At 63.3% G+C, this 21,152-nt stretch carries 18 protein-coding genes; 15 read left to right on the forward strand and 3 right to left on the reverse strand.

Translation table 11 applies throughout. The features are described from left to right. Window positions 1–39 precede the first annotated feature (39 nt). From AC1MGT_RS22480 to AC1MGT_RS22505, 6 genes are all read left to right on the forward strand, one after another. Window positions 40–954, forward strand: a complete 915-nt coding sequence (locus AC1MGT_RS22480; protein ID WP_183552254.1) for a class I SAM-dependent methyltransferase — start codon at window positions 40–42, stop codon at window positions 952–954. A gap of 338 nt (window positions 955–1,292) precedes the next feature. Beyond that, on the forward strand, window positions 1,293–1,493 hold the full coding sequence (locus AC1MGT_RS22485) for a hypothetical protein (protein WP_499502179.1): 201 nt from the start codon (window positions 1,293–1,295) through the stop codon (window positions 1,491–1,493). Between the two features lie 113 nt (window positions 1,494–1,606). Further along, the gene (locus AC1MGT_RS22490; protein ID WP_499502180.1) at window positions 1,607–1,834 is read left to right on the forward strand and encodes a DUF6139 family protein; all 228 of its coding nucleotides are present in this window, start codon (window positions 1,607–1,609) and stop codon (window positions 1,832–1,834) included. 189 nt (window positions 1,835–2,023) lie between these two features. Beyond that, window positions 2,024–2,923, forward strand: coding sequence for a lipid A hydroxylase LpxO (lpxO, locus tag AC1MGT_RS22495; RefSeq protein WP_332532131.1), 900 nt, complete (start codon window positions 2,024–2,026; stop codon window positions 2,921–2,923). Between the two features lie 125 nt (window positions 2,924–3,048). Further along, window positions 3,049–3,648 carry an NAD(P)H:quinone oxidoreductase gene (wrbA, locus tag AC1MGT_RS22500; protein ID WP_499454467.1) on the forward strand — a complete coding sequence of 200 codons (600 nt, stop codon included), beginning with the start codon at window positions 3,049–3,051 and terminating at the stop codon, window positions 3,646–3,648. A 19-nt stretch (window positions 3,649–3,667) separates the two neighbouring features. Continuing rightward, entirely contained in the window at window positions 3,668–4,366 is a 699-nt protein-coding gene (locus AC1MGT_RS22505; RefSeq protein WP_499502181.1) for a glutathione binding-like protein, read from the forward strand. Window positions 4,367–4,385: 19 nt separating this feature from the next. On the opposite strand, the gene AC1MGT_RS22510 is transcribed toward AC1MGT_RS22505, so the two are convergent. Both AC1MGT_RS22510 and AC1MGT_RS22515 read right to left on the reverse strand, forming a co-directional pair. Beyond that, the gene (locus tag AC1MGT_RS22510; protein ID WP_499502182.1) at window positions 4,386–5,120 is read right to left on the reverse strand and encodes an SDR family oxidoreductase; all 735 of its coding nucleotides are present in this window, start codon (window positions 5,118–5,120) and stop codon (window positions 4,386–4,388) included. Between the two features lie 224 nt (window positions 5,121–5,344). Then, on the reverse strand, window positions 5,345–7,315 hold the full coding sequence (locus AC1MGT_RS22515) for a peptidase U32 family protein (RefSeq protein ID WP_499502183.1): 1,971 nt from the start codon (window positions 7,313–7,315) through the stop codon (window positions 5,345–5,347). Between the two features lie 164 nt (window positions 7,316–7,479). Between AC1MGT_RS22515 and AC1MGT_RS22520 the strand changes: the two genes are divergently transcribed. The 9 genes from AC1MGT_RS22520 (at window position 7,480) to AC1MGT_RS22560 (ending at window position 19,342) form a co-directional block, all read left to right on the forward strand. Further along, on the forward strand, window positions 7,480–8,583 hold the full coding sequence (locus tag AC1MGT_RS22520; protein WP_499502184.1) for a LacI family DNA-binding transcriptional regulator: 1,104 nt from the start codon (window positions 7,480–7,482) through the stop codon (window positions 8,581–8,583). Between the two features lie 386 nt (window positions 8,584–8,969). Further along, complete coding sequence (locus tag AC1MGT_RS22525) at window positions 8,970–10,190, forward strand: fumarylacetoacetate hydrolase family protein (protein ID WP_499502185.1); 1,221 nt, start codon at window positions 8,970–8,972, stop codon at window positions 10,188–10,190. 65 nt (window positions 10,191–10,255) lie between these two features. Next, window positions 10,256–11,059 (forward strand): D-xylose 1-dehydrogenase, encoded by an 804-nt coding sequence (gene xylB, locus AC1MGT_RS22530; RefSeq protein ID WP_308638191.1) that lies wholly within the window; start codon window positions 10,256–10,258, stop codon window positions 11,057–11,059. Beyond that, entirely contained in the window at window positions 11,056–11,928 is an 873-nt protein-coding gene (locus tag AC1MGT_RS22535) for an SMP-30/gluconolactonase/LRE family protein (RefSeq protein ID WP_499502186.1), read from the forward strand. Before xylB ends, AC1MGT_RS22535 begins: the two co-directional genes overlap by 4 nt. Window positions 11,929–11,949: 21 nt before the next feature. Beyond that, window positions 11,950–13,728, forward strand: a complete 1,779-nt coding sequence (locus AC1MGT_RS22540; RefSeq protein WP_499502187.1) for an IlvD/Edd family dehydratase — start codon at window positions 11,950–11,952, stop codon at window positions 13,726–13,728. Between the two features lie 112 nt (window positions 13,729–13,840). Continuing rightward, window positions 13,841–14,845 (forward strand): D-xylose ABC transporter substrate-binding protein, encoded by a 1,005-nt coding sequence (gene xylF / locus AC1MGT_RS22545; RefSeq protein ID WP_499502188.1) that lies wholly within the window; start codon window positions 13,841–13,843, stop codon window positions 14,843–14,845. Window positions 14,846–14,940: 95 nt separating this feature from the next. Further along, window positions 14,941–16,494 (forward strand): D-xylose ABC transporter ATP-binding protein, encoded by a 1,554-nt coding sequence (xylG, locus tag AC1MGT_RS22550; RefSeq protein ID WP_499502189.1) that lies wholly within the window; start codon window positions 14,941–14,943, stop codon window positions 16,492–16,494. Window positions 16,495–16,510: 16 nt separating this feature from the next. Then, a complete protein-coding gene (locus AC1MGT_RS22555; RefSeq protein ID WP_499502190.1) occupies window positions 16,511–17,653 on the forward strand; it encodes a sugar ABC transporter permease in 1,143 nt (380 codons plus the stop codon). 168 nt (window positions 17,654–17,821) lie between these two features. Next, window positions 17,822–19,342: a tyrosinase family protein gene (locus AC1MGT_RS22560; RefSeq protein ID WP_499502191.1), complete on the forward strand. Its 1,521-nt coding sequence runs from the start codon at window positions 17,822–17,824 to the stop codon at window positions 19,340–19,342. Between the two features lie 67 nt (window positions 19,343–19,409). On the opposite strand, the gene AC1MGT_RS22565 is transcribed toward AC1MGT_RS22560, so the two are convergent. Beyond that, window positions 19,410–20,990 carry an aldehyde dehydrogenase (NADP(+)) gene (locus AC1MGT_RS22565; protein ID WP_499502192.1) on the reverse strand — a complete coding sequence of 527 codons (1,581 nt, stop codon included), beginning with the start codon at window positions 20,988–20,990 and terminating at the stop codon, window positions 19,410–19,412. Window positions 20,991–21,152 lie beyond the last annotated feature (162 nt).

A 21,152-nucleotide genomic window follows, 5' to 3' on the forward strand; every position in this document is an offset into this window, starting at 1 on the left:
AGTCCTACGGTCCCACAACACAGGACGACGAGGATAATCATGCTGAACGAACGCGAAATCGAAAGCTGCTACCTGGGGCAGTTCATTCCAGTCCACTACCATCACAATATGCTGATGGACCAGAACCGGATGCACAGCTTCAAGTCCGCCATCCACTACTCGGTTTTCCCCGGCGCCAAGGTGCTGGAACTGGGCGGCGGCACGGGCGTGCTGTCGTTCTTCGCGGCGCAGAAAGCGTCGAAAGTCTATTGCGTCGAATACAACCCGGACATGGTGCGTGAAGCCCGCCGTTTCCTGGCCATGAACCCGAATGGCCACAAGGTCGAAGTCGTCCACGCCGACGCATTTGATTACCTGCCGCCGGAGCCGGTCGATGTCGTCATCTGCGAAATGATCCACGTCGGCATGCTGCGTGAAAAACAGGTCGAAGTGATCGAGTCGTTCAAGCGCCGCTACCTGGCCAAATTTGGCGGCCCGCTCCCGCTGTTCATGCCGGAAGCCGTCATCATGGCCGTCCAGCCGCTCCAGCAGGAATACGACTTCGACGGCTTCTACGCCCCGATCGTCCAGTTCCAGGAAACGGGCGTCGTCCAGCCCGGCACGATCGAGCTGTCGCAGCCCGCCGTCTACAGCATCATCGACTTCGGCCAACCGGTCGACAGCCTGATCGCCTGGGAAGGCTCGGTCCTGATCGAACAGTCCGGCACCCTGAACGCCATGCGCTTCGTGACGAAAAACGTCCTGGCCATCGTGCAGGAACAAGCCACGACGATCGACTGGCTGAACCACTACATGACGCTGCCGCTCTACACGCCCATCACCGTCAAAGCCGGCGACCTGCTGCGCCTGTCCTTCGCCTACCGCGCCGGCGGCTCCATCCCGTCCCTGCAAGCCTCGATCCAGGCCGACGTTGTCACCCAGTCGGTCACCGAACAAATCCCCGAATACGCCTAACCCAAATAGGGTCAGTAACCCAAATAGGGTCAGTGTCGAATTGTTTGACAACTTCAGTTAATCAATTACCCAATAATTTGACTCTGACCCCAATTGTTGGGTCATTGCTCGATGGATAAATAGGGTCAGTGTCGAATTGTTTGCCAACTGCAGTGAATCAGTTGCTCAATAATTCGACACTGACCCTAATTGTTTGGATTTAGCCTTGTGGCTATTGCCGGAACCGTTTATCGGGGTGGGTGACTGTTCGAGCCAGGAAAATGACAGTGCGTCGGATGGGGGTGGTCTCTTGAAGATGGTGGCCGGTAAAGTGCCTTCCTGTTCAACGTGGAGGCGATATGCTGAGTTTTCTGGTGTGGGTGCTGTTGTTGATGGTGTGCTGGCCGATCGCGTTGCTGGCGCTGCTGGTTTATCCCGTGGTGTGGTTGTTGCTGTTGCCGTTCAGGTTGCTGGGGATCGGTGTTGATGCCATATTCAGTCTGCTCAAAGGCATTGTCATGCTGCCGGCGAGGGTGTTGGGGCAGCGGCCGGGCCATTGATAACGTTATGGCACGACTGAGTGTTGGGCAATTAACAGACGCGTCGAGCGCGATCTTCTACTGTGAAGATGCTCGCTTTCATTCGAAAGCAAACATTAAATAGAGGAAATAATATGCGCCTGGATATCTACCGCCGAGCTGAACATGATGGCAAGTTTTCTTACCTGGCCGTGCCGGAATCGAAAAGCATTCCTGAAGAAGCCACCAACACCGATTGGGAAGTCGAAGCCCAGGGCTACGAGGTGGAAGACAATACCGATGCCATCAAGGATTTCGACATTGAACACCTGAGCGACCAGATCGCCGAAAAAGGGTATGCGATCACGTCGGTGACGCACTAAGATTTCCCCGGCGGGCCATCAGGCCTGCCAATATCTCTTCATCGGCAAGCGCGCAATTCGCGCCTTGTCGATGCCCCGGCATCTCTCTCTGAGAACCTGGCCCGCCCGCAACGGCCCCATAGCCGTTGTGGTATTCTGCGTCCTCGATCAAGCAAGCCAGCCACGCGATGGACTGGGACGGAGGATGGTATGAAGTGGGTTGTCGTCGGTTTTTACGTGTTATCGATCCTGCACATCCATTTCCGCGGCCGAGTCCGTTTACCGTTTCGTCGTCAGATTTTTGATCACTCGTCATTCATGGCGCCGATCAATATCTTCATGCACAAGTTTTCGCGCGTACCCAATACGCCGTTTACGCCGCTCTCCGAATTCCCCGAACTGGCCCGTCTGCAAGAGAACTGGCCCATCATCCGCGCCGAAGCCGAGAGCATGCTCGCGCTCAAGAAGATCAAGGCTGCCGAGCAGAACGATGACGCCGGTTTCAATTCCTTTTTCAAGAATGGCTGGAAGCGTTTCTACCTGAAATGGTATGACGCCAGCCACCCGTCGGCCGAGCGCCTGTGCCCGCAGACCTACGCGCTGCTGCAGTCGATCCCGTCCGTCAAGGCCGCGATGTTTGCCGAGCTGCCACCGGGCGGCAAGCTTAATCCCCACCGCGATCCGTTCGCCGGCTCGATGCGCTATCACCTGGGCCTGGCCACGCCAAACGATGATCGCTGCTTCATCGAAGTCGATGGCGAACGCCACAGCTGGCGCGATGGCCAGGGCGTCGTGTTTGACGAAACCTATATCCACTGGGCGATCAACGGCAGCGACAGCGACCGCATCATCCTGTTCTGCGACGTCGAGCGCCCGATGCGCTATCGCTGGATGCAAAGTGTGAACCGCTGGCTCGGTCGCAACCTGATGACGGCCGCCGCATCGCCCAACGAAACGGGCGACCAGGTCGGTCTGGTCAGCAAACTGTTCCGCATTTCGTTCTACATGGGCCAGTATCGCCGCCGCTTCAAGGCATGGAACAAGACCGCGTACAACATCACGCGCGTGGCGCTGGTCATCGCACTGGCGGCATTCATTTACTGGATCTGACGCGCGCGAGTCAAACGCCGCCTTGCGCCGATAATCAGACGACACGACAAGCCATTGTAGCGAAACCGGTATATTTACCGATCTCGCTACAATGGCTTTTCTGTTTTCACCTATCGGAGAAGCCCATGGCAAAAGTACTGGTTCTGTATTACTCGACCTACGGTCACATTGAAACGATGGCCAATGCAGTGGCCGAAGGCGCGCGCGGCGCCGGAGCAACGGTCGACGTGAAACGCGTCCCCGAAACCGTCCCCGAAGACATCGCCAAGAACGGCCACTTCAAGCTGGAGCAGGCTGCGCCGATCGCCAAGGTGGATGAGCTGGAGCACTACGACGCGATCATCATCGGCGCGCCGACGCGCTATGGCCGCATGCCGAGCCAGATGGCGGCCTTCCTCGACCAGACCGGCGGCCTGTGGGCACGCGGCGCCCTAAACGGCAAAGTCGGCGGTGCCTTCACGTCCACCGCTACTCAGCACGGCGGCCAGGAAACCACACTGTTTTCGATCATCACGAATCTGATGAACCTTGGCTTGACCATCGTCGGCCTGCCATACAGCTACCAGCAGCAGATGACGCTCGACGAAGTCGCCGGCGGCAGCCCGTATGGCGCGACGACGATTGCCGGCGGCAAGGGAGAACGTCAGCCGAGCGAAATCGACCTGGGTGGCGCGCGCCACCAGGGCAAGCTCATTGCCGAGACCGCCGCCAAGCTGTTCGGCTGATCGGGCGAGCGCCATCACCATGACCGATCTCTCCGCATTCTCCATCACGCAACGATGGCCGGTGCAGCATCCGGACCGACTGCAGTTGTATTCGATGCCGACGCCCAATGGCGTCAAGGTTCCGATCATGCTGGAAGAGATCGGTTTGCCGTACGAAGTGCACAAGGTCGACTTCGCCAAGGATGACCAGCATTCGCCAGCGTTCCTGTCGCTTAACCCGAACAACAAGATCCCGGCGATCATCGATCCGGACGGTCCCGGCGGCCAGCCACTGCCGCTGTTCGAGTCGGGCGCTATCCTGATCTACCTGGCGGACAAGACTGGCAAGCTCTTGCCCCAGGACCCAGCCGCGCGCTATCAGATCATCCAATGGGTGATGTTCCAGATCGGCAGCGTGGGGCCGATGTTTGGCCAGCTCGGTTTCTTCCACAAGTTTGCCGGCAAGGATTACGAGGACAAACGTCCCCGCGACCGCTATGTCGACGAGTCGCGCCGCCTGCTGGGCGTGATCGAGGGCCAACTGGCGCAGCATGCCTGGATCGCGGGTGACGAATTCACCATCGCCGATATCGCGATCTTCCCTTGGATCAATGGCCTGCTGAATTTCTACGAAGCAGGGGACCTGGTCGGCATCAAGGACTTCCCGCACGTGTCGGCCGCACTCACTACATTCCTCGCGCGCCCATCCGTGCAAAAAGGGCTCAAGATCCCGGCATGATCAAGCCGGCAAATCCGGTTCAGTAAGGACTGGCCGTCGGCCGCACGATCAGCTCGCTGACATCCACGTCGGCCGGCTGATCGATCGCAAACCCGATCGCGCGCGCGATGGCCTGGGGCTTGATCGCCACCTTGCGAAAGTCGCGCATTGCCGCGCGCGCAGCAGGATCCGAAATCGACTCGGCCAGGTCCGACTCCACGACGCCGGGCGACACCAGCGTCACGCGGATCGTGCCGCCGACTTCTTGCCGCAAACCCTCTGTGATGGCCGCCACGGCAAACTTGGTTGCGCAATACACTGCTGCTGTCGGGCTGACCGCATACGCGCCGATCGACGCGATATTGATGATCTGACCGCTGCCACGCGCCTGCATGCCGGGCAGCACGGCGGCAATCCCGTGCAGTACGCCGCGGATGTTGACGTCGATCATCTGGTTCCACTCGTCGATCTTCAATGCGTCGAGCTTCGACAATGGCATGACGCCCGCGTTATTGACGAGCACATCGATGCAGCCATGGCAGTCGAGCGCGAAGTCGGCGAACGCGGTCATGCTTTCCATGCAGGTGACGTCGAGCCGGGCGACGTCGGCAGTGCCGCCTGCAGCGCGGATGGCGCTTGCCAGCGCGATCAGCTGCTCGACACGGCGCGCGCCAAGGACGACGCGGTGTCCCTGCGCGGCAAGAAAACGGGCGGTGGCTTCACCGATGCCGCTGCTGGCGCCCGTGATGAGGATGACTTTCGATGCGTGTTCCATGCTGTGCTCCCTCGTGTGTTGACAGTGGCGCAAGTATGGGCATCGGGCGTGGCGTTGCCCATGCCGAAACCTCGGCATCGATTGCACGATCCTCCGGAAATGAAGAACGGCGCCCGAGGGCGCCGTGTTGATGAAAGTCCGATGTCGCTTTGCGGTTTGCGAAAGTGAGTTGAACGCGTGGACGGCATAGCCGTCCACCCTACCTCATGGCAGGCAACGGTGGATCAGGCCCTTGGCCGCTGGCGATGGAACGTCAGCGGCGTGTACGACACGGCCGATGGCGGCGGCTGCTTCAGGATGTTCGAGCGCATCGCGCCCACCACGTGCATCTCGCACGGCTTGCAATCAAAGCGCAGCGTGTAGCGGTCTTCGCCGCTGACCAGCGTCATCGGCTCGGCCTTCACCTGGCCCTGCACGCCTTGCACGCCCTTGGCCTGCTTCGGGCACAGATTGAACGAGAAACGCAGGCAGTGCTTGGTGATCATCAAGGAGACTTCGCCGGCTTCTTCATGCGACTCGTAGGCGGCGTCGATCAGCTGCACGCCATGCTTCTGGTAGAACGCGCGTGCCTTGTCGTTGTACACATTAGCCAGATAGCTCAGCTGCACGTCCGGATACACCGGCGGCGGCGTGGTCGCCGACTTGCGTTCGGGCCGCTGCCAGGCCGCCAGGCGCGCCGCTTCGTGCGCGGCAATGGCGTCGCGCCGCAATGCATTGATCGCCGCGCTCGGCACAAACCACGGCTGGCTCAGCTTGAGCTCGACATGGCCCGCCTCAAACATGGTGTTGCCGAGTTTGGCAACGCTGGCGCGCAATCCCGCATCGGCCTGCGCGGCCTGCGTCGCCGGCTGCAGGGCAATTGCCGCTGCTGCATGCGACGCGATGCAGTCCTCGTCGATGATGTCCAGTCGCAGTCCATCCGGCTGTTCGCTCAGCACCAGTTCCAGCGCCACCTTGCGCTCGGACGATTTCTTGTTGAGCGTTGCTTCCCAACCGTGGTCGCGGTTGCGATGGATGACTGTGCCGACCTTCAAGCCTGCCAGCGTCTGCATCGGCTCGTTCGGATACACGCGCCAGCGCTGGCCATCGGCCTCGTCGCCCAGCTTGTCGGCCTTGTTGGCCTGAATGCCGACCGTGTCGCGCTTGTACATATAGTTCAGGCCGTCGCCGTTGGCCATCGGCGCACTGGTGACGACATCGAAGCTGTCGCCATTCAGGCGCGCCACGATGCCCAGTTCCACACCCACGTACTTCGGCGAATCGAACGCGCCGATATCGGTCAGGCGGCCCTGCGCGAAATACTCGGTATGGCCGCGGTGGAAGTTCTTGTCGACATCCGGCGTGAACATGACGCGCGTGCGGCCGCTCGAGGCGCGCACGAATTCCGGCCGCTGGTCCAGCAGTTCGTCGAGCAGCAGACGGTAATGGGCCGTGATGTTTTTCACGTACCCCATGTCCTTGTAGCGGCCTTCAATCTTGAACGAGCGGATGCCGGCATCGACCAGTGCGCCCAGGTTGCGGCTTTGATCGTTGTCTTTCATCGATAACAGGTGCTTGTCGAACGCAACCACGCGGCCCTGGCCATCGCTGAGCGTGTAGGGCAGGCGGCAATTCTGCGAGCAGTCGCCCCGGTTGGCCGAGCGGCCGTTGTCGGCGTGCGAGATATAGCACTGGCCCGAATACGCCACGCACAGCGCGCCGTGCACGAAGTATTCGAGCGGCGTGTCAGTCACCTGATGAATCTTGCGGATCTGCTCGACGGTCAGTTCGCGCGCCAGCACCAGTTGCGAGAAACCGACGTCAGCGAGGAATTTCGCTTTCTCCGGCCCACGAATGTCGCATTGGGTACTGGCATGCAGCTGAATCGGGGGCAGGTCGAGCTCGAGCAAACCCATGTCCTGGATGATCAGCGCATCGACACCGGCCTCATACAGTTGCCAGATCTGCTTGCGCGCCAGCTCGAGTTCGCTGTCGTGCATGATCGTGTTCATGGTCACGAAGATGCGCGCCCGGTAGGCGTGCGCAAACTGCACCAGCCCGGCGATGTCCTCGAGCGGGTTACTGGCATTGTGCCGCGCCCCGAATGCCGGGCCGCCGATATAGACGGCGTCGGCACCGTGCAGGATCGCCTCGCGCCCGATCTCGGCGGTTTTGGCGGGCGACAGCAGTTCAAGCTCGTGGGCTAGCAATGACATGGGGAATCCTTCGATGCGAAGACCGGGATTATAGCCAGTCGGCGCGCTGCCGTCATGTGCCGCGACGTTGCGGCTCCCGCCGAAGCGAGAGGATGTTAGCGCAATCCCAAGCGTTGCTGTGCTAACATCAAGACCATTTCCTTGGCCTTGAAAACAATCCTGACATGAGTAAAGTGACGCTCGACAGCATCCGTGAAGCGATGGAACACGGTAAGCCAACGATGGTGGACGTCGCCAAACTGGCCGGCGTGTCCGCCATGACGGTCTCGCGCGTCATGAACGGGAAAACCCTGGTGCGTGAGAGCACCCGGCGCAAGGTCGCCGATGCGGTCGCTGCATTGAACTATACGCCGAACCAGGAAGCGCGCAATCTGGCCGGTTCCAAGCCGATCCGCGTCGGTTTCTTGTACAGCAACCCCAGCGCCGCGTACCTGAGCGAATTTCTCGTCGGCCTGCTGAACCAGTCGGGCCTGAACAATGTCCAGCTCTTCGTCGAGAAGTGCGAGGCGGGCAACCACGAAACCGAACACACGCAGCGCCTGATCGACAATGGCCTCGATGGCGTCATCTTGCCACCGCCGCTGTGCGACAGCGAAGCCGTGCTGGGTTGCGTGGAACGCGCCGGCATTCCCGCTGTCGTCGTCGCCTGTGGTTCGCCCGCGCCTGGCCTGGGCGCCGTCAGCATCGACGACTACGATGCCGCCCACTACATGACGCGCCACCTGATCGCCCTCGGCCACCAGCGCATCGGCTTCATCGTCGGCCACCCGAACCAGAGCGCCAGCGCGCGCCGTCTCGACGGCTACCGCGCTGCGATCGCTGAAATGAACGCCGACGCAGCCGACGAACTGGTGGTGCAGGGGATGTTCACCTACCGCTCGGGCCTGGACGCGGCCGAGCAGTTGCTGGCCCTTGCCGAGCGGCCGACGGCGATCTTCGCCAGCAACGATGACATGGCTGCCGCCACGGTCGCCGTCGCCCACCGCCTGGCGCTGGACGTGCCGGGCGACCTCACCGTGACCGGTTTCGACGACACCGCACTGGCCACGACCATCTGGCCCGAGCTGACGACCGTGCGCCAGCCGATTGCCGAGATGGCGCGCGAAGCAGTGCAGGCTCTGGTGCGGCGCGTACGCGCAATGCGTGAAGATGAACCGGCCGAGCCGGAGCAGACGCGCATGGACTTTGTCCTGGTGCGGCGTCAGTCCGATGCCGCGCCACGCGTGCGTCCGCCGGCACGCCTGCCTGCCGCTGCACGGACCCTCTGATCAAGATACCGTCCTGGTCCCGTCCTGGGCCGGGACCATTACGCGGCACGGGTTTCTGTGCCACTCCCGCCTGCCTGCAAGCTTTCCAATAATTCGTTGACAACCGTCCGAGCAGAAGTTTAGACTGCAATGGTTGCGCTAACAATTCTGTTAAAGGATTGTTGTGACGCACATTAAAATAATCAAAAAGCATCAGGAGACGACCATGCCAGACCCGCACACCCGGCTGCCCGCCGGCGTGGCTGCAGCCCTGCTCAGCCGCGCGCCTTCCCGTCACACCTCCTGAGTACCGGTTTGTCCCGACCGTACGCGCCACGCTGCCTTGCATCCGTCTTTGCATTCGTCAGCGCGCCCGCCAGGACCCGTCACCACGAACGAGAGAAAACATGACCGCATCTTCCGTCAATGCGCTACCCGGCGCGCTCCCCGACGCGCTACCCGCTGACATCGCGTCGGCCCTGCTGGTTGGCCGTGTCTGGCGCCCGGCGCCGATCGACGGCCCGGCAGTCGTCGCCGTGCGCGCCGGCCGGCTGATCGACATCACCCACCACGCAGCCACCGTCGCCGACCTGTTCGAGCGCGATGCCGCCGACATGCTGGCGATCGTCAAGAGTGCCGCGGGCGACGACTTGGGCGACGCCGCCAGCCTGCTGCAAGCGGCGCTGGACGGCGGCCTGGGCGAGGGCGGCGTCCGGCTGCTGGCGCCGTGCGACCTGCAGGCCATCAAGGCCGCAGGCGTGACGTTTGCCGTCAGCCTGCTCGAACGCGTCATCGAAGAACAGGCCAAGGGCGATCCTGCCCGCGCTTCTGCATTGCGCACGGAGCTGCAGGCGACCATCGGCACCAACCTGGCGGAGATGGTGCCGGGTTCCAGCGCCGCCATGCGCCTGAAAACGGAGCTGAGCGCGCGCGGCCTGTGGTCGCAGTACATGGAAGTGGGCATTGGCCCCGACGCCGAAGTCTTCACCAAGTCGCAACCGATGTCGTCGCTGGGTCATGGCGCCGTGGTCGGCCTGCACCCGTCGTCGCACTGGAACAATCCGGAACCCGAGATCGTGCTGGCCGTGAACAGCCGCGCCGAGACCGTCGGCGCCGCACTGGGCAACGACGTCAACCTGCGCGACATTGAAGGGCGCAGCGCGCTCCTGCTTGGCAAGGCCAAGGACAACAACGGCTCGTGCGCCATCGGCCCGTTCGTGCGCATTTTTGATGGCGACTTCACGCTCGACACGCTGCGCAGCTGCGAAGTGAGCATGCTGATCGAGGGCGCGGACGACGGCTTCACACTGGCCGGTTCGAGCCGCATGCGCGAGATCAGCCGCGACCCGCTCGACCTGGTCGCCCAGACCTGTGGCGCCCACCACCAGTATCCGGACGGCTTCATGCTGTTTCTGGGGACGATGTTCTCGCCAATCAAGGACCGCGGCGCGGCCGGTGGCGGCTTCACGCACCACCCGGGCGACAAGGTCACCATCTCGACCCCGGCGCTGGGCGCCCTGGTCAATACGGTCGGCCGCAGCGACACCATCGCGCCATGGACCTTCGGCGTGCGCGCGCTGTACCAGAACCTGGCGCGGCGCGAACTGCTGGCAGGCCGTCCGTCATGACCCCACCTGACGGCGCGCCCCACGATTTGCTTTCCGATTCGCTCCAAGATAACCACGAGTTCACGATGCACGATTCAACACCAGATTCCACCCCCGCCGCACTGGTCTACGCGACTTATCCCGACCTGCGCGACAAGCGCGTCGTCATCACCGGTGGCGGCACCGGCATCGGCAGCGAACTGGTGACGGCGTTTGCCGGCCAGGGCGCGCAGGTCTGGTTCCTCGACATCGCCAAAGAAGCATCGACTGCGCTGGCCGATGCGCTGGCCGGTTCCGCGCACAAGCCGCGCTTCCTGCCGTGCGACCTGACCGACCTCGATGCGCTGGCCGCGACCTTTGCCGCCATCGAGGCGGAGGCTGGCGGCATCGACATCCTGCTGAATAACGCTGCCAACGACGACCGCCACGGCATCGACGACGTCACGCCCGACTACTGGGAAAGCCGGATGGCGGTCAATCTGCGCCACACCTATTTCTGCAGCCAGGCAGCAGTGGCGATGATGCGCCGCCAGGGCAGCGGCGTGATCCTGAATTTCGGTTCGATCTCGTGGTACCTGGCGTCAAACCAGCTGTCGCTGTACATGATGGCCAAGGCAGCGATCGAGGCGATGAGCCGCGGCCTGGCGCGCGACCTCGGGGCCGAGAATATCCGGGTCAATACCGTCATCCCGGGCGCCGTACGCACGCCGCGCCAGCAGGCGCTGTGGCATACGCCGGAAGAAGAAGCGCGCATCCTGGCCGGCCAGTGCCTGCCGCAGCGCGTCGAGATGCAGGACGTGGCGGCGCTGTCGCTGTTCCTGGCCTCGAACAACGCGCGCCGCTGCAGCGGCCGCGAATACTTCGTCGACGCTGGCTGGTACGGCGCATGACCGGCGCCGTGCACTGCCTGTGGGACGTCAAGGCCACGCTGGGCGAGGGCGCCCTGTGGGATGCGGTCCGGCGCAAGATCTGGTTCGTCGACATCAAGGGCCGCCGCATCCACTGCTGCGACGAAGACGGCGGCGCGCGCCAGAGCTGGGATGCACCATCGCAGATCGGCTTTCTCGCACCGAGCGACGATGGCGGCATGGTGTGCGGTCTTGAAGATGGCCTGTACCGCTTTGCCGAGAACGACGGCGCGTTCATCGCGCTGGCCCGCGTCGAAGCCGACCTGCCGGGCAACCGCTTCAATGATGGCCACGTCGATGCAGCCGGGCGCCTGTGGTTCGGCTCGATGGACAATGGCGAGAGCGAGGCTACCGGCACGCTGTACCGCTTCGACGGCGCCGGCCAGCCGGCGCGCGCAATGGACGCCGGCTACATCATCACCAACGGTCCCGCCATCAGCCCGGACGCGACCACGCTGTATCACACCGACACGCTCGCGCGCGCCATCTACGCCTTCGACCTGGGGTCAGACGGCACGATCAAGGGCAAGCGCCTGTTCGTCACGCACGAAGGCAGCGGCCATCCGGACGGCATGGCAGTCGACGCCGAAGGGTACCTGTGGGTCGCCGTCTTCGGCGGCTGGCGCATCGACCGCTACGATCCGCAAGGACGCAAGGTCGATGAGGTGCGCTTCCCGTGCGCGAACATCACCAAGCCGGCCTTTGGCGGCGACGATCTGCGCACCGTGTATGCCACCACCGCGCGCAAGGGTCTCAGCGAGGCCGACCTGCTCGCGCAGCCACTGGCCGGTGGGCTGTTCACGTTCCGCACCGACGCGCCGGGCCTGCCGCAACATGCGTTGCACCTGTAACGCGCACTGGAGAATCACCGCATGACCAAGCAATCCACCTTCCGCTTCCGTTCCCAGGACTGGTTCGACAATCCGGAGCGGATCGACATGACGGCGCTGTACCTCGAGCGCTTCATGAACTACGGGATCACGCCCGACGAACTGCGCTCTGGCAAACCGATCATCGGCATCGCCCAGAGCGGCAGCGACATCACGCCGTGCAACCGCATCCACCTGGAACTCGTCAAGCGCGTGCGCGACGGTATCCGCGATGCCGGCGGCATTCCGATGGAATTCCCGCTGCACCCGATTTTCGAAAACTGCCGCCGCCCGACCGCGGCCCTGGACCGCAACCTGGCCTATCTGGGCCTGGTGGAGATCTTGCACGGCTATCCGATCGACGCCGTGGTGCTGACGACCGGTTGCGACAAGACGACACCGGCCCAGTTGATGGCCGTGTCGACCGTTGACATGCCGGCCATCGTGCTGTCGGGCGGCCCGATGCTCGACGGCTGGTTCGACGGTGAACTGGTCGGTTCGGGCGCGGCGATCTGGAAGGCGCGCCGCCAGCTGGCGGCCGGCTCGATCGACGAACAGAAATTCATGAACATCGCCACCGCCTCGGCCCCGTCGGCCGGTCATTGCAACACGATGGGCACGGCGTCGACGATGAACGCCGTGGCCGAAGCGCTGGGCATGTCGCTGACCGGTTGCGCCGCGATTCCCGCACCGTACCGCGAGCGTGGCCAGATGGCCTACGAGACGGGCCGGCGCATCGTCGGTCTGGCGATGGAAGACGTGCGCCCGTCGAACATCCTGACGCGCGACGCGTTCCTCGATGCGATCGTCGTCAATGCGGCCATCGGCGGCTCGAGCAATGCGCAGCCGCATATCATGGCCATGGCGCGCCATGCGGGCGTTGAAATCACCACCGAAGACTGGATGACCTACGGTTACGAAGTGCCGCTGCTGCTGAACATGCAGCCCGCCGGCAAATACCTGGGCGAGCGTTTCCACCGCGCGGGCGGCGTGCCGGCCGTGATGTGGGAACTCGACCAGGCGGGCCTGTTGCGTTCGGATCGCCTGACGGTGACCGGCAAAACGCTGGCCCAGAACATCGACATGCACCAGACGATGGACCGCGAGATGATCCGCCCGTTCGCCGATCCGCTCAAGGAAAACGCGGGTTTCCTGGTTTTAAAGGGCAACCTGTTCGATTTTGCGATCATGAAGACGAGCGTGATTTCGCCGAGCTTCCGCGAACGCTACCTGGCCACGCCGGGCGCCGAGAACTGCTTCGAGTGCAAGGTCGTCGTGTTCGACGGCTCGGACGATTATCATGCGCGCATCAACGACCCGGAATTGGGCATCGACGAGCACACGATGCTGGTCATTCGCGGTGCGGGCCCGATCGGCTGGCCCGGTTCGGCCGAAGTCGTCAACATGCAGCCGCCCGATGCACTGATCAAGCGTGGCATCAACAACCTGCCGACGCTGGGCGATGGTCGCCAGTCGGGCACCTCAGACAGCCCATCGATCCTGAATGCGTCGCCCGAGAGCGCGGCCGGCGGCAATCTGGCACTGCTGCACACGGGCGACATCGTGCGCGTGGATCTGGTGCACGGGCGCTGCGACGTGGTGCTGTCGGACGCCGAACTCGAGGCGCGCAAGCTCGACACGCCGCCCGGGATCCCGCCAAGCCAGACACCGTGGCAAGAGATCTACCGCGCGACGGTCGGCCAGCTGCACACGGGCGCCTGCATGGAACTGGCCTTGCCCTATCGGGCCGTGGCCGGCGCGATGCCGCGGCATAACCACTAAACCGCAGTTTGTACGATGACTAAAAGTGGCATTAATAGCCATTCTTGAGCAGAATGTCGGAACTTCGCCTGGACCCTACCGTCCAGGCGTCGAAAATACACTGGAGACAAGCATGAAAAAACTCATCACGGCAGTCGGCATCGGTTGCGCAATGCTGTTCGCATCCGCCCCCGCCATGGCCGATGCCAAGAATCCGAAGATCGGCTTTTCGATCGACGACCTGCGCCTCGAGCGCTGGACCCGTGACCGCGACTACTTCATTGGCGCAGCCGAAAAGCTGGGCGCGAAGGTCTATGTGCAGTCGGCCGACGCCAGCGAGCAGCGCCAGATCGCCCAGATCGAGAACCTGATCTCGCGCGGCGTGGACGTGCTGGTCATCGTGCCGTACAACGCGACGGTGCTGAACAACGCGATCCGCGAAGCCAAGAAGGCCAAGATCAAGGTGCTGTCGTACGACCGCCTGATCCTCAATGCCGATGTCGACGCCTACATCTCGTTCGACAACAAGGCCGTCGGCGAACTGCAGGCGCAGTCGATCGTCGCGCTTAAACCAAAAGGCAACTACTACCTGCTGGGCGGCGCGCCGACCGATAACAACGCCAAGATCCTGCGCGAAGGCCAGATGAAGGTGCTGCAGCCGCTGATCGACAAGGGCGACATCAAGGTCGTCGGCCGCCAGTGGGTCAAGGACTGGAGCCCGTCCGAGGCGATGGCCATCATCGAAAATGCACTGACCGCCAACGGCAACAAGATCGACGCCGTCGTGGCCTCGAACGACGCCACCGCCGGCGGCGCGATCCAGGCGCTGTCGTCGCAGAAGCTGGCCGGCAAGGTCCCGGTCTCGGGCCAGGACGCCGACCTGGCTGCGGTGCGCCGCGTGATCGCAGGCACGCAGTCGATGACGGTCTACAAACCGCTGCGCAATATCGCCACCAGCGCCGCGACCCTGGCGGTGCAACTGGTGCGCAACGAGAAGCCCGCCTACAACGCGCAACTGAATAACGGCTTCAAGCCCGTCAACACCATCCTGCTCAAGCCGATCCTGCTGAACAAGGCCAACGTCGACATGCTGGTCAAGGACGGCTTCTATACGCAGGGCCAGCTGGCCGGTAAATAAGCCGGCGTTACCCTGCTACAGCGCCCGCGCCTGCGGGCGATCCGGCTGGCGAGCCTCGCCGGCCGGTGGTCCAACGTCTTGAAACGAGTCTTTCGATGGCCGGCTATCTGCTTGAAATGAAGGGAATCGCCAAGCGATTCAACGGGGTGCCTGCGCTCGATGGCATCGACCTGGCGATCCGCCCGGGTGAGTGCATCGGCCTGTGCGGTGAGAACGGTGCCGGCAAATCGACGCTGATGAAGGTCCTGTCGGCCGTCTATCCGCACGGGACCTGGGAGGGCGAGATCGTCCTGGACGGCCAGCCGCTCCGGGCGCGCTCGGTGCGCGAGACCGAGGACGCCGGCATCATCATCATCCACCAGGAACTGATGCTGGTGCCCGAACTGAGCGTGGCCGAGAACATCTTTCTGGGTAACGAAATCACACTGCCCGGCGGGCGCATGGATTATCCCGCCATGAACCAGAAGGCCGCGGAAATACTGCGCGGCCTGAAGCTGCCGGACGTGAACGTGGTGCTGCCGGTGAAGCATTACGGCGGCGGGCACCAGCAGCTGATCGAGATCGGCAAGGCCCTGAACAAGAACGCGCGCCTGTTGATTCTCGACGAGCCGTCGGCATCGCTGACGGCGTCGGAAATCGCGGTCCTGCTCGACATCATCCGCGACCTGAAAAGCCGCGGCGTGGCCTGCGTCTACATCTCGCACAAGCTCGAAGAAGTCGCGGCCATCTGCGACACGGTCGTCGTCATCCGCGACGGCAAGCATATCGCCACCACGCCGATGGAAGCGATGAGCGTCGAGCGCATCATCAACCAGATGTGCGGCCGCGAGATGAGCCAGATGTATCCGTCGCTGCCGCATCCGGTTGGCGAGGTGGTCATGGAGGCGCGCCATATCACCTGCTACGACCCCGAGCAGCCGGGCCGCAAGAAGGTCGACGACGTGTCGTTCCAGGTGCGGCGCGGCGAAATCCTCGGCATCGCCGGGATCGTCGGCGCCGGGCGCACCGAACTGGTGACGGCCATCTTTGGCGCCTATCCGGGCAAGCACGAGGGCGAAGTCTGGCTCGAGGGCCGCAAGGTCGATACGTCCGAACCCTTGAAAGCCATTCGCGCCGGCTTCGCGCTGGTGCCCGAAGACCGCAAGCACCACGGCATCGTGCGCGACCTGTCGGTAGGCGAGAACATCACGCTGTCGGTCCTGCCGCGCTTTTCGCACGCTAGCCGCATCGACGAGCACGAAGAAGCGGGCGCCGTGAGTGAGCAGATCAGCCGGCTGGCGCTCAAGACCGCCACACCAGCCCTGGCCATCACGTCGCTCTCGGGCGGCAACCAGCAAAAGGCCGTGCTGGCCAAGATGCTTCTGACCGGCCCGAAAGTGCTGATCCTGGACGAACCGACGCGCGGCGTGGACGTCGGCGCCAAGTTCGAAATCTACAAACTGATGCTGGAACTGGCGGCGCAGGGGATCGCGATCATCATGGTCTCGTCCGAACTGGCCGAAGTCCTGGGCGTGTCCGACCGCGTGCTGGTGATGCAGGAAGGGCGCCTGAACGGCGACTTCGTCAACCAGGGCCTGAACCAGGAAACGGTACTGGCCGCCGCGCTGGGCCAGACGGCCGCGGCGCCGTCGATCCCTCACCACGCATGACAACCACAATCACACAATGACCACGATGACGTTCAAACGAATTTTCACGCAGTACAAGATTCTGGCGCTGCTGGTGGCGATCGCGCTGATCTGGGCCTTCTTCAGCTGGAAGACGGATGGCGGCTTCACCTCGGCGCGCAATCTGTCGAACCTGATGCGGCAGATGTCCATCACCGGCATCCTCGCCTGCGGCATGGTGTTCGTCATCATCGCCGGCGAAATCGATCTGTCCATCGGCTCGCTGCTGGGTCTTCTGGGCGGCATGGCCGCCGTGCTCGATGTCACGCATGGCTTGCCGCTGCCGCTGTCCGTCCTCATCGTGCTCGGCGCGGGCCTGTTGTGCGGTTTCCTGAATGGGTATCTGACGGCGTATGCGGGCATACCGTCCTTCATTGTCGGCCTGGGCGGGATGCTGGCGTACCGCGGGGTCGTGCTGGGGCTGACCGGCGGCGCCACCGTGGCGCCCGTGTCGCCGGGCATGGAACAACTGGGCCAGGCGTATCTGCCGCCGCTGTGGGGCAGCATCCTGGGCATTGGCCTGTTCGTGCTCACCTGTGTGCTGGTCTGGCGCCAGCGTGCGAGCCAGGCGCGCCACAAGCTGCCGGTGATCCCGATGTGGCGCTCGGCGCTGCGGGTGGTGGTGGCGGGTGCGGTGCTGGCCGGGCTGATCTCGACCTTCAACAGCTACGAAGGCATTCCACTGCCGGTGCTGATCCTGCTGGTGCTGCTGGGCGTGTTCAGCTACATTGCACGGCAGACCGTGTTCGGCCGCCGCATCTACGCGGTGGGCAGCAATATGGAAGCGACGCGCCTGTCCGGCATCGACGTGCGCAAGGTGAAGCTGTGGATCTTCGGCCTGATGGGCCTGATGTGCGCGCTGGCTGGCCTGATCAACACGGCGCGCCTGGCGGCCGGTTCGCCGTCGGCCGGGGTGTCGGCCGAGCTCGACGTGATCGCTGCCTGCTTCATCGGCGGCACGTCGATGCGCGGCGGCGCCGGCACCGTGCATGGCGCGCTGGTGGGTGCACTCGTGATGGCGAGCCTGGACAATGGCATGTCGATGCTGGACGTGGATGCGTACTGGCAAATGATCGTCAAGGGGTTGATCCTGACACTGGCCGTGTGGCTGGATGTCGCAACGCGCGGCAACACGCGTTAAGCTTCATTGGATTCATCGCTGTCAGCGCACTAATTGTCCGATGTGAGCCACGCGCTTTGGCGCGTTTTTGATCGCTGTTAAATCGGGCAATCGTGCGCGCGCCATCCGCCGGATCTTTTCCTACACTCGACTGAACATGTAGCGTTTTTTGTTCAGTCGGGGGATGCGATGAAAACCCACAGTGGTACCAGGAGAAGGTTTTTAAAAACAGGTATTGGGGTCACTGTTTTACAGTGTTTTCCGGACCTGGCGGCGGGCCAGGCAAGCGGTGGGCCGCGGCTCGAATGGAAGCAGTTCAAGACCACCAGCCAGTATCCCGCCTTCGTCAACGCGATTGCGACGATGCGCGCCAACGCCAATCAGGCCAGCCCGGGCTCACTGTCGTACTGGTCCAATGTGCATGTGAACACCTGTCCGCACGGCGTGCCGTATTTCATTTCGTGGCACCGCGGATATCTGTACTACTTCGAGCAGCAGTTGCGCAGTGTGTCCGGCAACCCCTATCTGACGCTGCCGTATTGGGACTATTACTCGTACGCGACCTTGCCAGCGGAGTTTACCGATCCGGCGCCCGGCAATCCACTGTACGTTCCCAGACAAAGTTCAAACGTTCGCAGCGCACTGAGCCTGGCGCCATTCTCGTCAGCGGTGCGCAATTTTCAGCGTGGCAAGAGCAACGCGTTCGAGCCGAGCATCGAAGACGTTCACAATCCCGTCCACGATCTGATCGGCGGCGTCATGAGCACAATGCAGTCGCCGCTCGATCCCATCTTTTTCCTGCATCACGCCAGTGTCGACCGCTTGACGCATGCATGGTCGCTGCTGACGGGAAAGACCATGCCCAAGTCAGCGAATCCGTATTCGTCGACCAACAGCGATGTCTATTGGGCGGGCAACCATGTGTATGCGAACGGTCTGAGCATCGAGCGCTACAAGACCAGAATCCCCGGCTGGCTGGGCACGACGTATGCGTCCAACGCTGTACCGACGACGCTGCCACCGGTCCCTGCCGTTTCTGCCGCCCGTGCAGCGCTGTTGGAGCGACCGCCGTTCCAGTCGTTCAGGACGGTGGCGGGGCGCCGCCTGTCGAGCACACGGCGGTCAGTGAGTGGCGTGGCGCAAGTGCCTTTCGATGAGCAATCGGTGTCGGTGCTGCTGCGGCTGGGGAAAAGCGATGCGGCAGAACTCGCACGGGTCGTTGCGCTGTGCCGTGATGTTGGTGAGCTGGATTCCCGGTCCGAATCTCGTTCCGATTCTCGTTTCGATTCTCTTTCCGATGCTCGACAGATGCCGGGGACGATCAAGCTGGTGTTTGACAACTTGGCCGTCGGCACGGCCGCGAAGAAGGGCGGCTTTTTCTATGCGCTGTATCTCGACCTGCCGGCCGTGGTTGCGTCGCAGGCGGAGCGTGAGGCGTCGCTCATCGGCACACTGGGCGCATTCCAGATCGCCGCTGCAGCGCACCACGGCACGCCACGGATCGAATTCGATGTGTCGTACCTGCTGGCGCGGCAAGACCGCGTCAATTTCAGCGAGTTGGTGTTGTCCTGGGTGCGTGTCGATGGCGATCGTCCGCCGGCCGGCAAGGCCATCCTGGCCAACGAGATCCGGGTCGAACTCGCGTTCGCCCCGGACGATGCGCATATGCTGTCAGGGGATGCCGAGGATATCGAACGGCAGCATTTGTAGACGCAGACGCAGACGCAGACCAGCGCCGCGGTGTTGGTGCCGCAACCCTGGTCCGCGTTCGTGGTGCTTACGCAGGCAGCTTCAGCTCGCCATTGATCAGGCGGGCGATTCGCAGCGGATTGCCGTCCTTGAGTGCATCGGGCAGCAGGCCGGCCGGCACGTCCTGGTAGCACACGGGGCGCAGGAAGCGTTCGATGGCAGTCGCGCCCACCGACGTGCTGCGTGGATCCGTGGTGGCCGGGAACGGGCCGCCGTGCACCATCGCATGCGCTACCTCGACGCCGGTCGGGAAGCCATTGAACAGGATACGGCCGACCTTGCGTTCCAGCAGCGGCAACAGGGCGCCGGCCAGCGCATGGTCGCTCGCGACCGCATGCACGGTGGCCGTCAGCTGGCCTTCCAGGTGGCGCGTCACGGCCAGCAGCTCTCCCTCATCCTTACACGCGATCAGCAGCGAGACCGGGCCGAAGATCTCTTCTTCCAGCGCCGGATTGGCCAGGAAGGTGGCGGCGTCGCACTCGTACAGCGCCGCTTTCGCCGCGCAGCCCGCGCCCTCGCTGCTGCCGTGCGCGACGAGCGTCACGCCCGCGATGCCGGCGCGAATGCCCACCGCGTCCGTATAGGCGGTATGGATGCCTGCGGTGAGCATCGTGCCCGCCGGCTTGAGCTGAAGCGCTGCCGTTGCTGCAGCGCGGAACGCGTCGAGCTGCGGCCCGGCCACGCCGATCACCAGGCCCGGGTTGGTGCAGAACTGGCCGACGCCCATCGTCAGCGAATCAACGAACGCACCTGCCAGTGCGGCACTGCCACTGGCCAGGGCGCCCGGCAACAGGTAGACCGGGTTGATGCTGCTCATTTCAGCGTAGACAGGAATCGGCTCCTTGCGGCGGCTGGCGATTTGCGCCAGCGCCAGGCCGCCTGCGCGCGAACCGGTAAAGCCCACGGCGCGGATCGCCGGATGGCTCACGAGGTCGCCGCCGATCATGTTGCCTTCGCCAATCAGCAGCGAGAAGACGCCTTCGGGCATGCCGCAGTCGAGCGCTGCCTGCAGCACGGCCTTGCCGACCAGTTCGGAGGTGCCCAGGTGCGCATTGTGCGCCTTGACGACGACCGGGCAGCCGGCGGCAAGCGCCGACGCGGTATCGCCACCGGCGACGGAAAACGCGAGCGGGAAGTTGCTGGCCCCGAACACGGCGACCGGGCCCACGGGGATCTTGCGCATGCGCAGGTCCGCGCGTGGCGGCGTGCGCTCGGGCAGGGCCGAGTCGAGCGTCGCTTCGAGGAACAAGCCGTCACGCACGACCTTGGCGAACAGGCGCAGTTGGCCGACAGTGCGGCCACGCTCGCCTTCGAGACGCGCCGTCGGCAAGCCGCTTTCCTGGCTGGCGCGCTCGATCAGCGCCGGGCCCAGGTCGATGATGCGCTGCGCGATCGTTTCAAGAAAATTGGCGCGCTCTTCCAGGCTCAGCGCGCGGTACGGCTCGACGGCAGCGTCGGCCAGCAGGCAGGCACGGGCCAGGTCGTCGGTCGAGGCAAGACCAAACTCAGGTTCGAGTTCCTGCTTCGTGCCCGGGTTGTAGGCACGCACGGTGCCGGCTGCGCCGCGCACGATGCTTGCGCCAATGATCATTTCTCCGTTGATGTTCATGCAATCTCCTGTGTTGAATTCGTGTAGGTCGCCAATGTTATACGCAATCATGCCTGCGTGGAGATGTCGGGCGATATCCTGCTTCTCATCCTGTAAATTATTTGTTAGCGCGAACATTCTGCTTGCCAGCGTCGTCTGTATTGTTTAGCATGGTTTGCAGCA

It is taken from the genome of Telluria sp. BA11, from assembly GCF_056680305.1.

What these genes read in the sequence shown, in the direction of transcription:
- wrbA (WP_499454467.1), top strand. Translation starts at nt 3,049, where the DNA reads ATGGCAAAAGTACTGGTTCTGTATTACTCGACCTACGGTCACATTGAA.
- AC1MGT_RS22480 (WP_183552254.1), top strand. Translation starts at nt 40, where the DNA reads ATGCTGAACGAACGCGAAATCGAAAGCTGCTACCTGGGGCAGTTCATT.
- AC1MGT_RS22505 (WP_499502181.1), top strand. Translation starts at nt 3,668, where the DNA reads ATGACCGATCTCTCCGCATTCTCCATCACGCAACGATGGCCGGTGCAG.
- AC1MGT_RS22520 (WP_499502184.1), top strand. Translation starts at nt 7,480, where the DNA reads ATGAGTAAAGTGACGCTCGACAGCATCCGTGAAGCGATGGAACACGGT.
- xylF (WP_499502188.1), top strand. Translation starts at nt 13,841, where the DNA reads ATGAAAAAACTCATCACGGCAGTCGGCATCGGTTGCGCAATGCTGTTC.
- AC1MGT_RS22485 (WP_499502179.1), top strand. Translation starts at nt 1,293, where the DNA reads ATGCTGAGTTTTCTGGTGTGGGTGCTGTTGTTGATGGTGTGCTGGCCG.
- AC1MGT_RS22490 (WP_499502180.1), top strand. Translation starts at nt 1,607, where the DNA reads ATGCGCCTGGATATCTACCGCCGAGCTGAACATGATGGCAAGTTTTCT.
- AC1MGT_RS22510 (WP_499502182.1), bottom strand. Translation starts at nt 5,120, where the DNA reads ATGGAACACGCATCGAAAGTCATCCTCATCACGGGCGCCAGCAGCGGC.
- AC1MGT_RS22565 (WP_499502192.1), bottom strand. Translation starts at nt 20,990, where the DNA reads ATGAACATCAACGGAGAAATGATCATTGGCGCAAGCATCGTGCGCGGC.
- xylB (WP_308638191.1), top strand. Translation starts at nt 10,256, where the DNA reads ATGCACGATTCAACACCAGATTCCACCCCCGCCGCACTGGTCTACGCG.
- AC1MGT_RS22555 (WP_499502190.1), top strand. Translation starts at nt 16,511, where the DNA reads ATGACCACGATGACGTTCAAACGAATTTTCACGCAGTACAAGATTCTG.
- AC1MGT_RS22525 (WP_499502185.1), top strand. Translation starts at nt 8,970, where the DNA reads ATGACCGCATCTTCCGTCAATGCGCTACCCGGCGCGCTCCCCGACGCG.
- AC1MGT_RS22515 (WP_499502183.1), bottom strand. Translation starts at nt 7,315, where the DNA reads ATGTCATTGCTAGCCCACGAGCTTGAACTGCTGTCGCCCGCCAAAACC.
- lpxO (WP_332532131.1), top strand. Translation starts at nt 2,024, where the DNA reads ATGAAGTGGGTTGTCGTCGGTTTTTACGTGTTATCGATCCTGCACATC.
- xylG (WP_499502189.1), top strand. Translation starts at nt 14,941, where the DNA reads ATGGCCGGCTATCTGCTTGAAATGAAGGGAATCGCCAAGCGATTCAAC.
- AC1MGT_RS22535 (WP_499502186.1), top strand. Translation starts at nt 11,056, where the DNA reads ATGACCGGCGCCGTGCACTGCCTGTGGGACGTCAAGGCCACGCTGGGC.
- AC1MGT_RS22560 (WP_499502191.1), top strand. Translation starts at nt 17,822, where the DNA reads ATGAAAACCCACAGTGGTACCAGGAGAAGGTTTTTAAAAACAGGTATT.
- AC1MGT_RS22540 (WP_499502187.1), top strand. Translation starts at nt 11,950, where the DNA reads ATGACCAAGCAATCCACCTTCCGCTTCCGTTCCCAGGACTGGTTCGAC.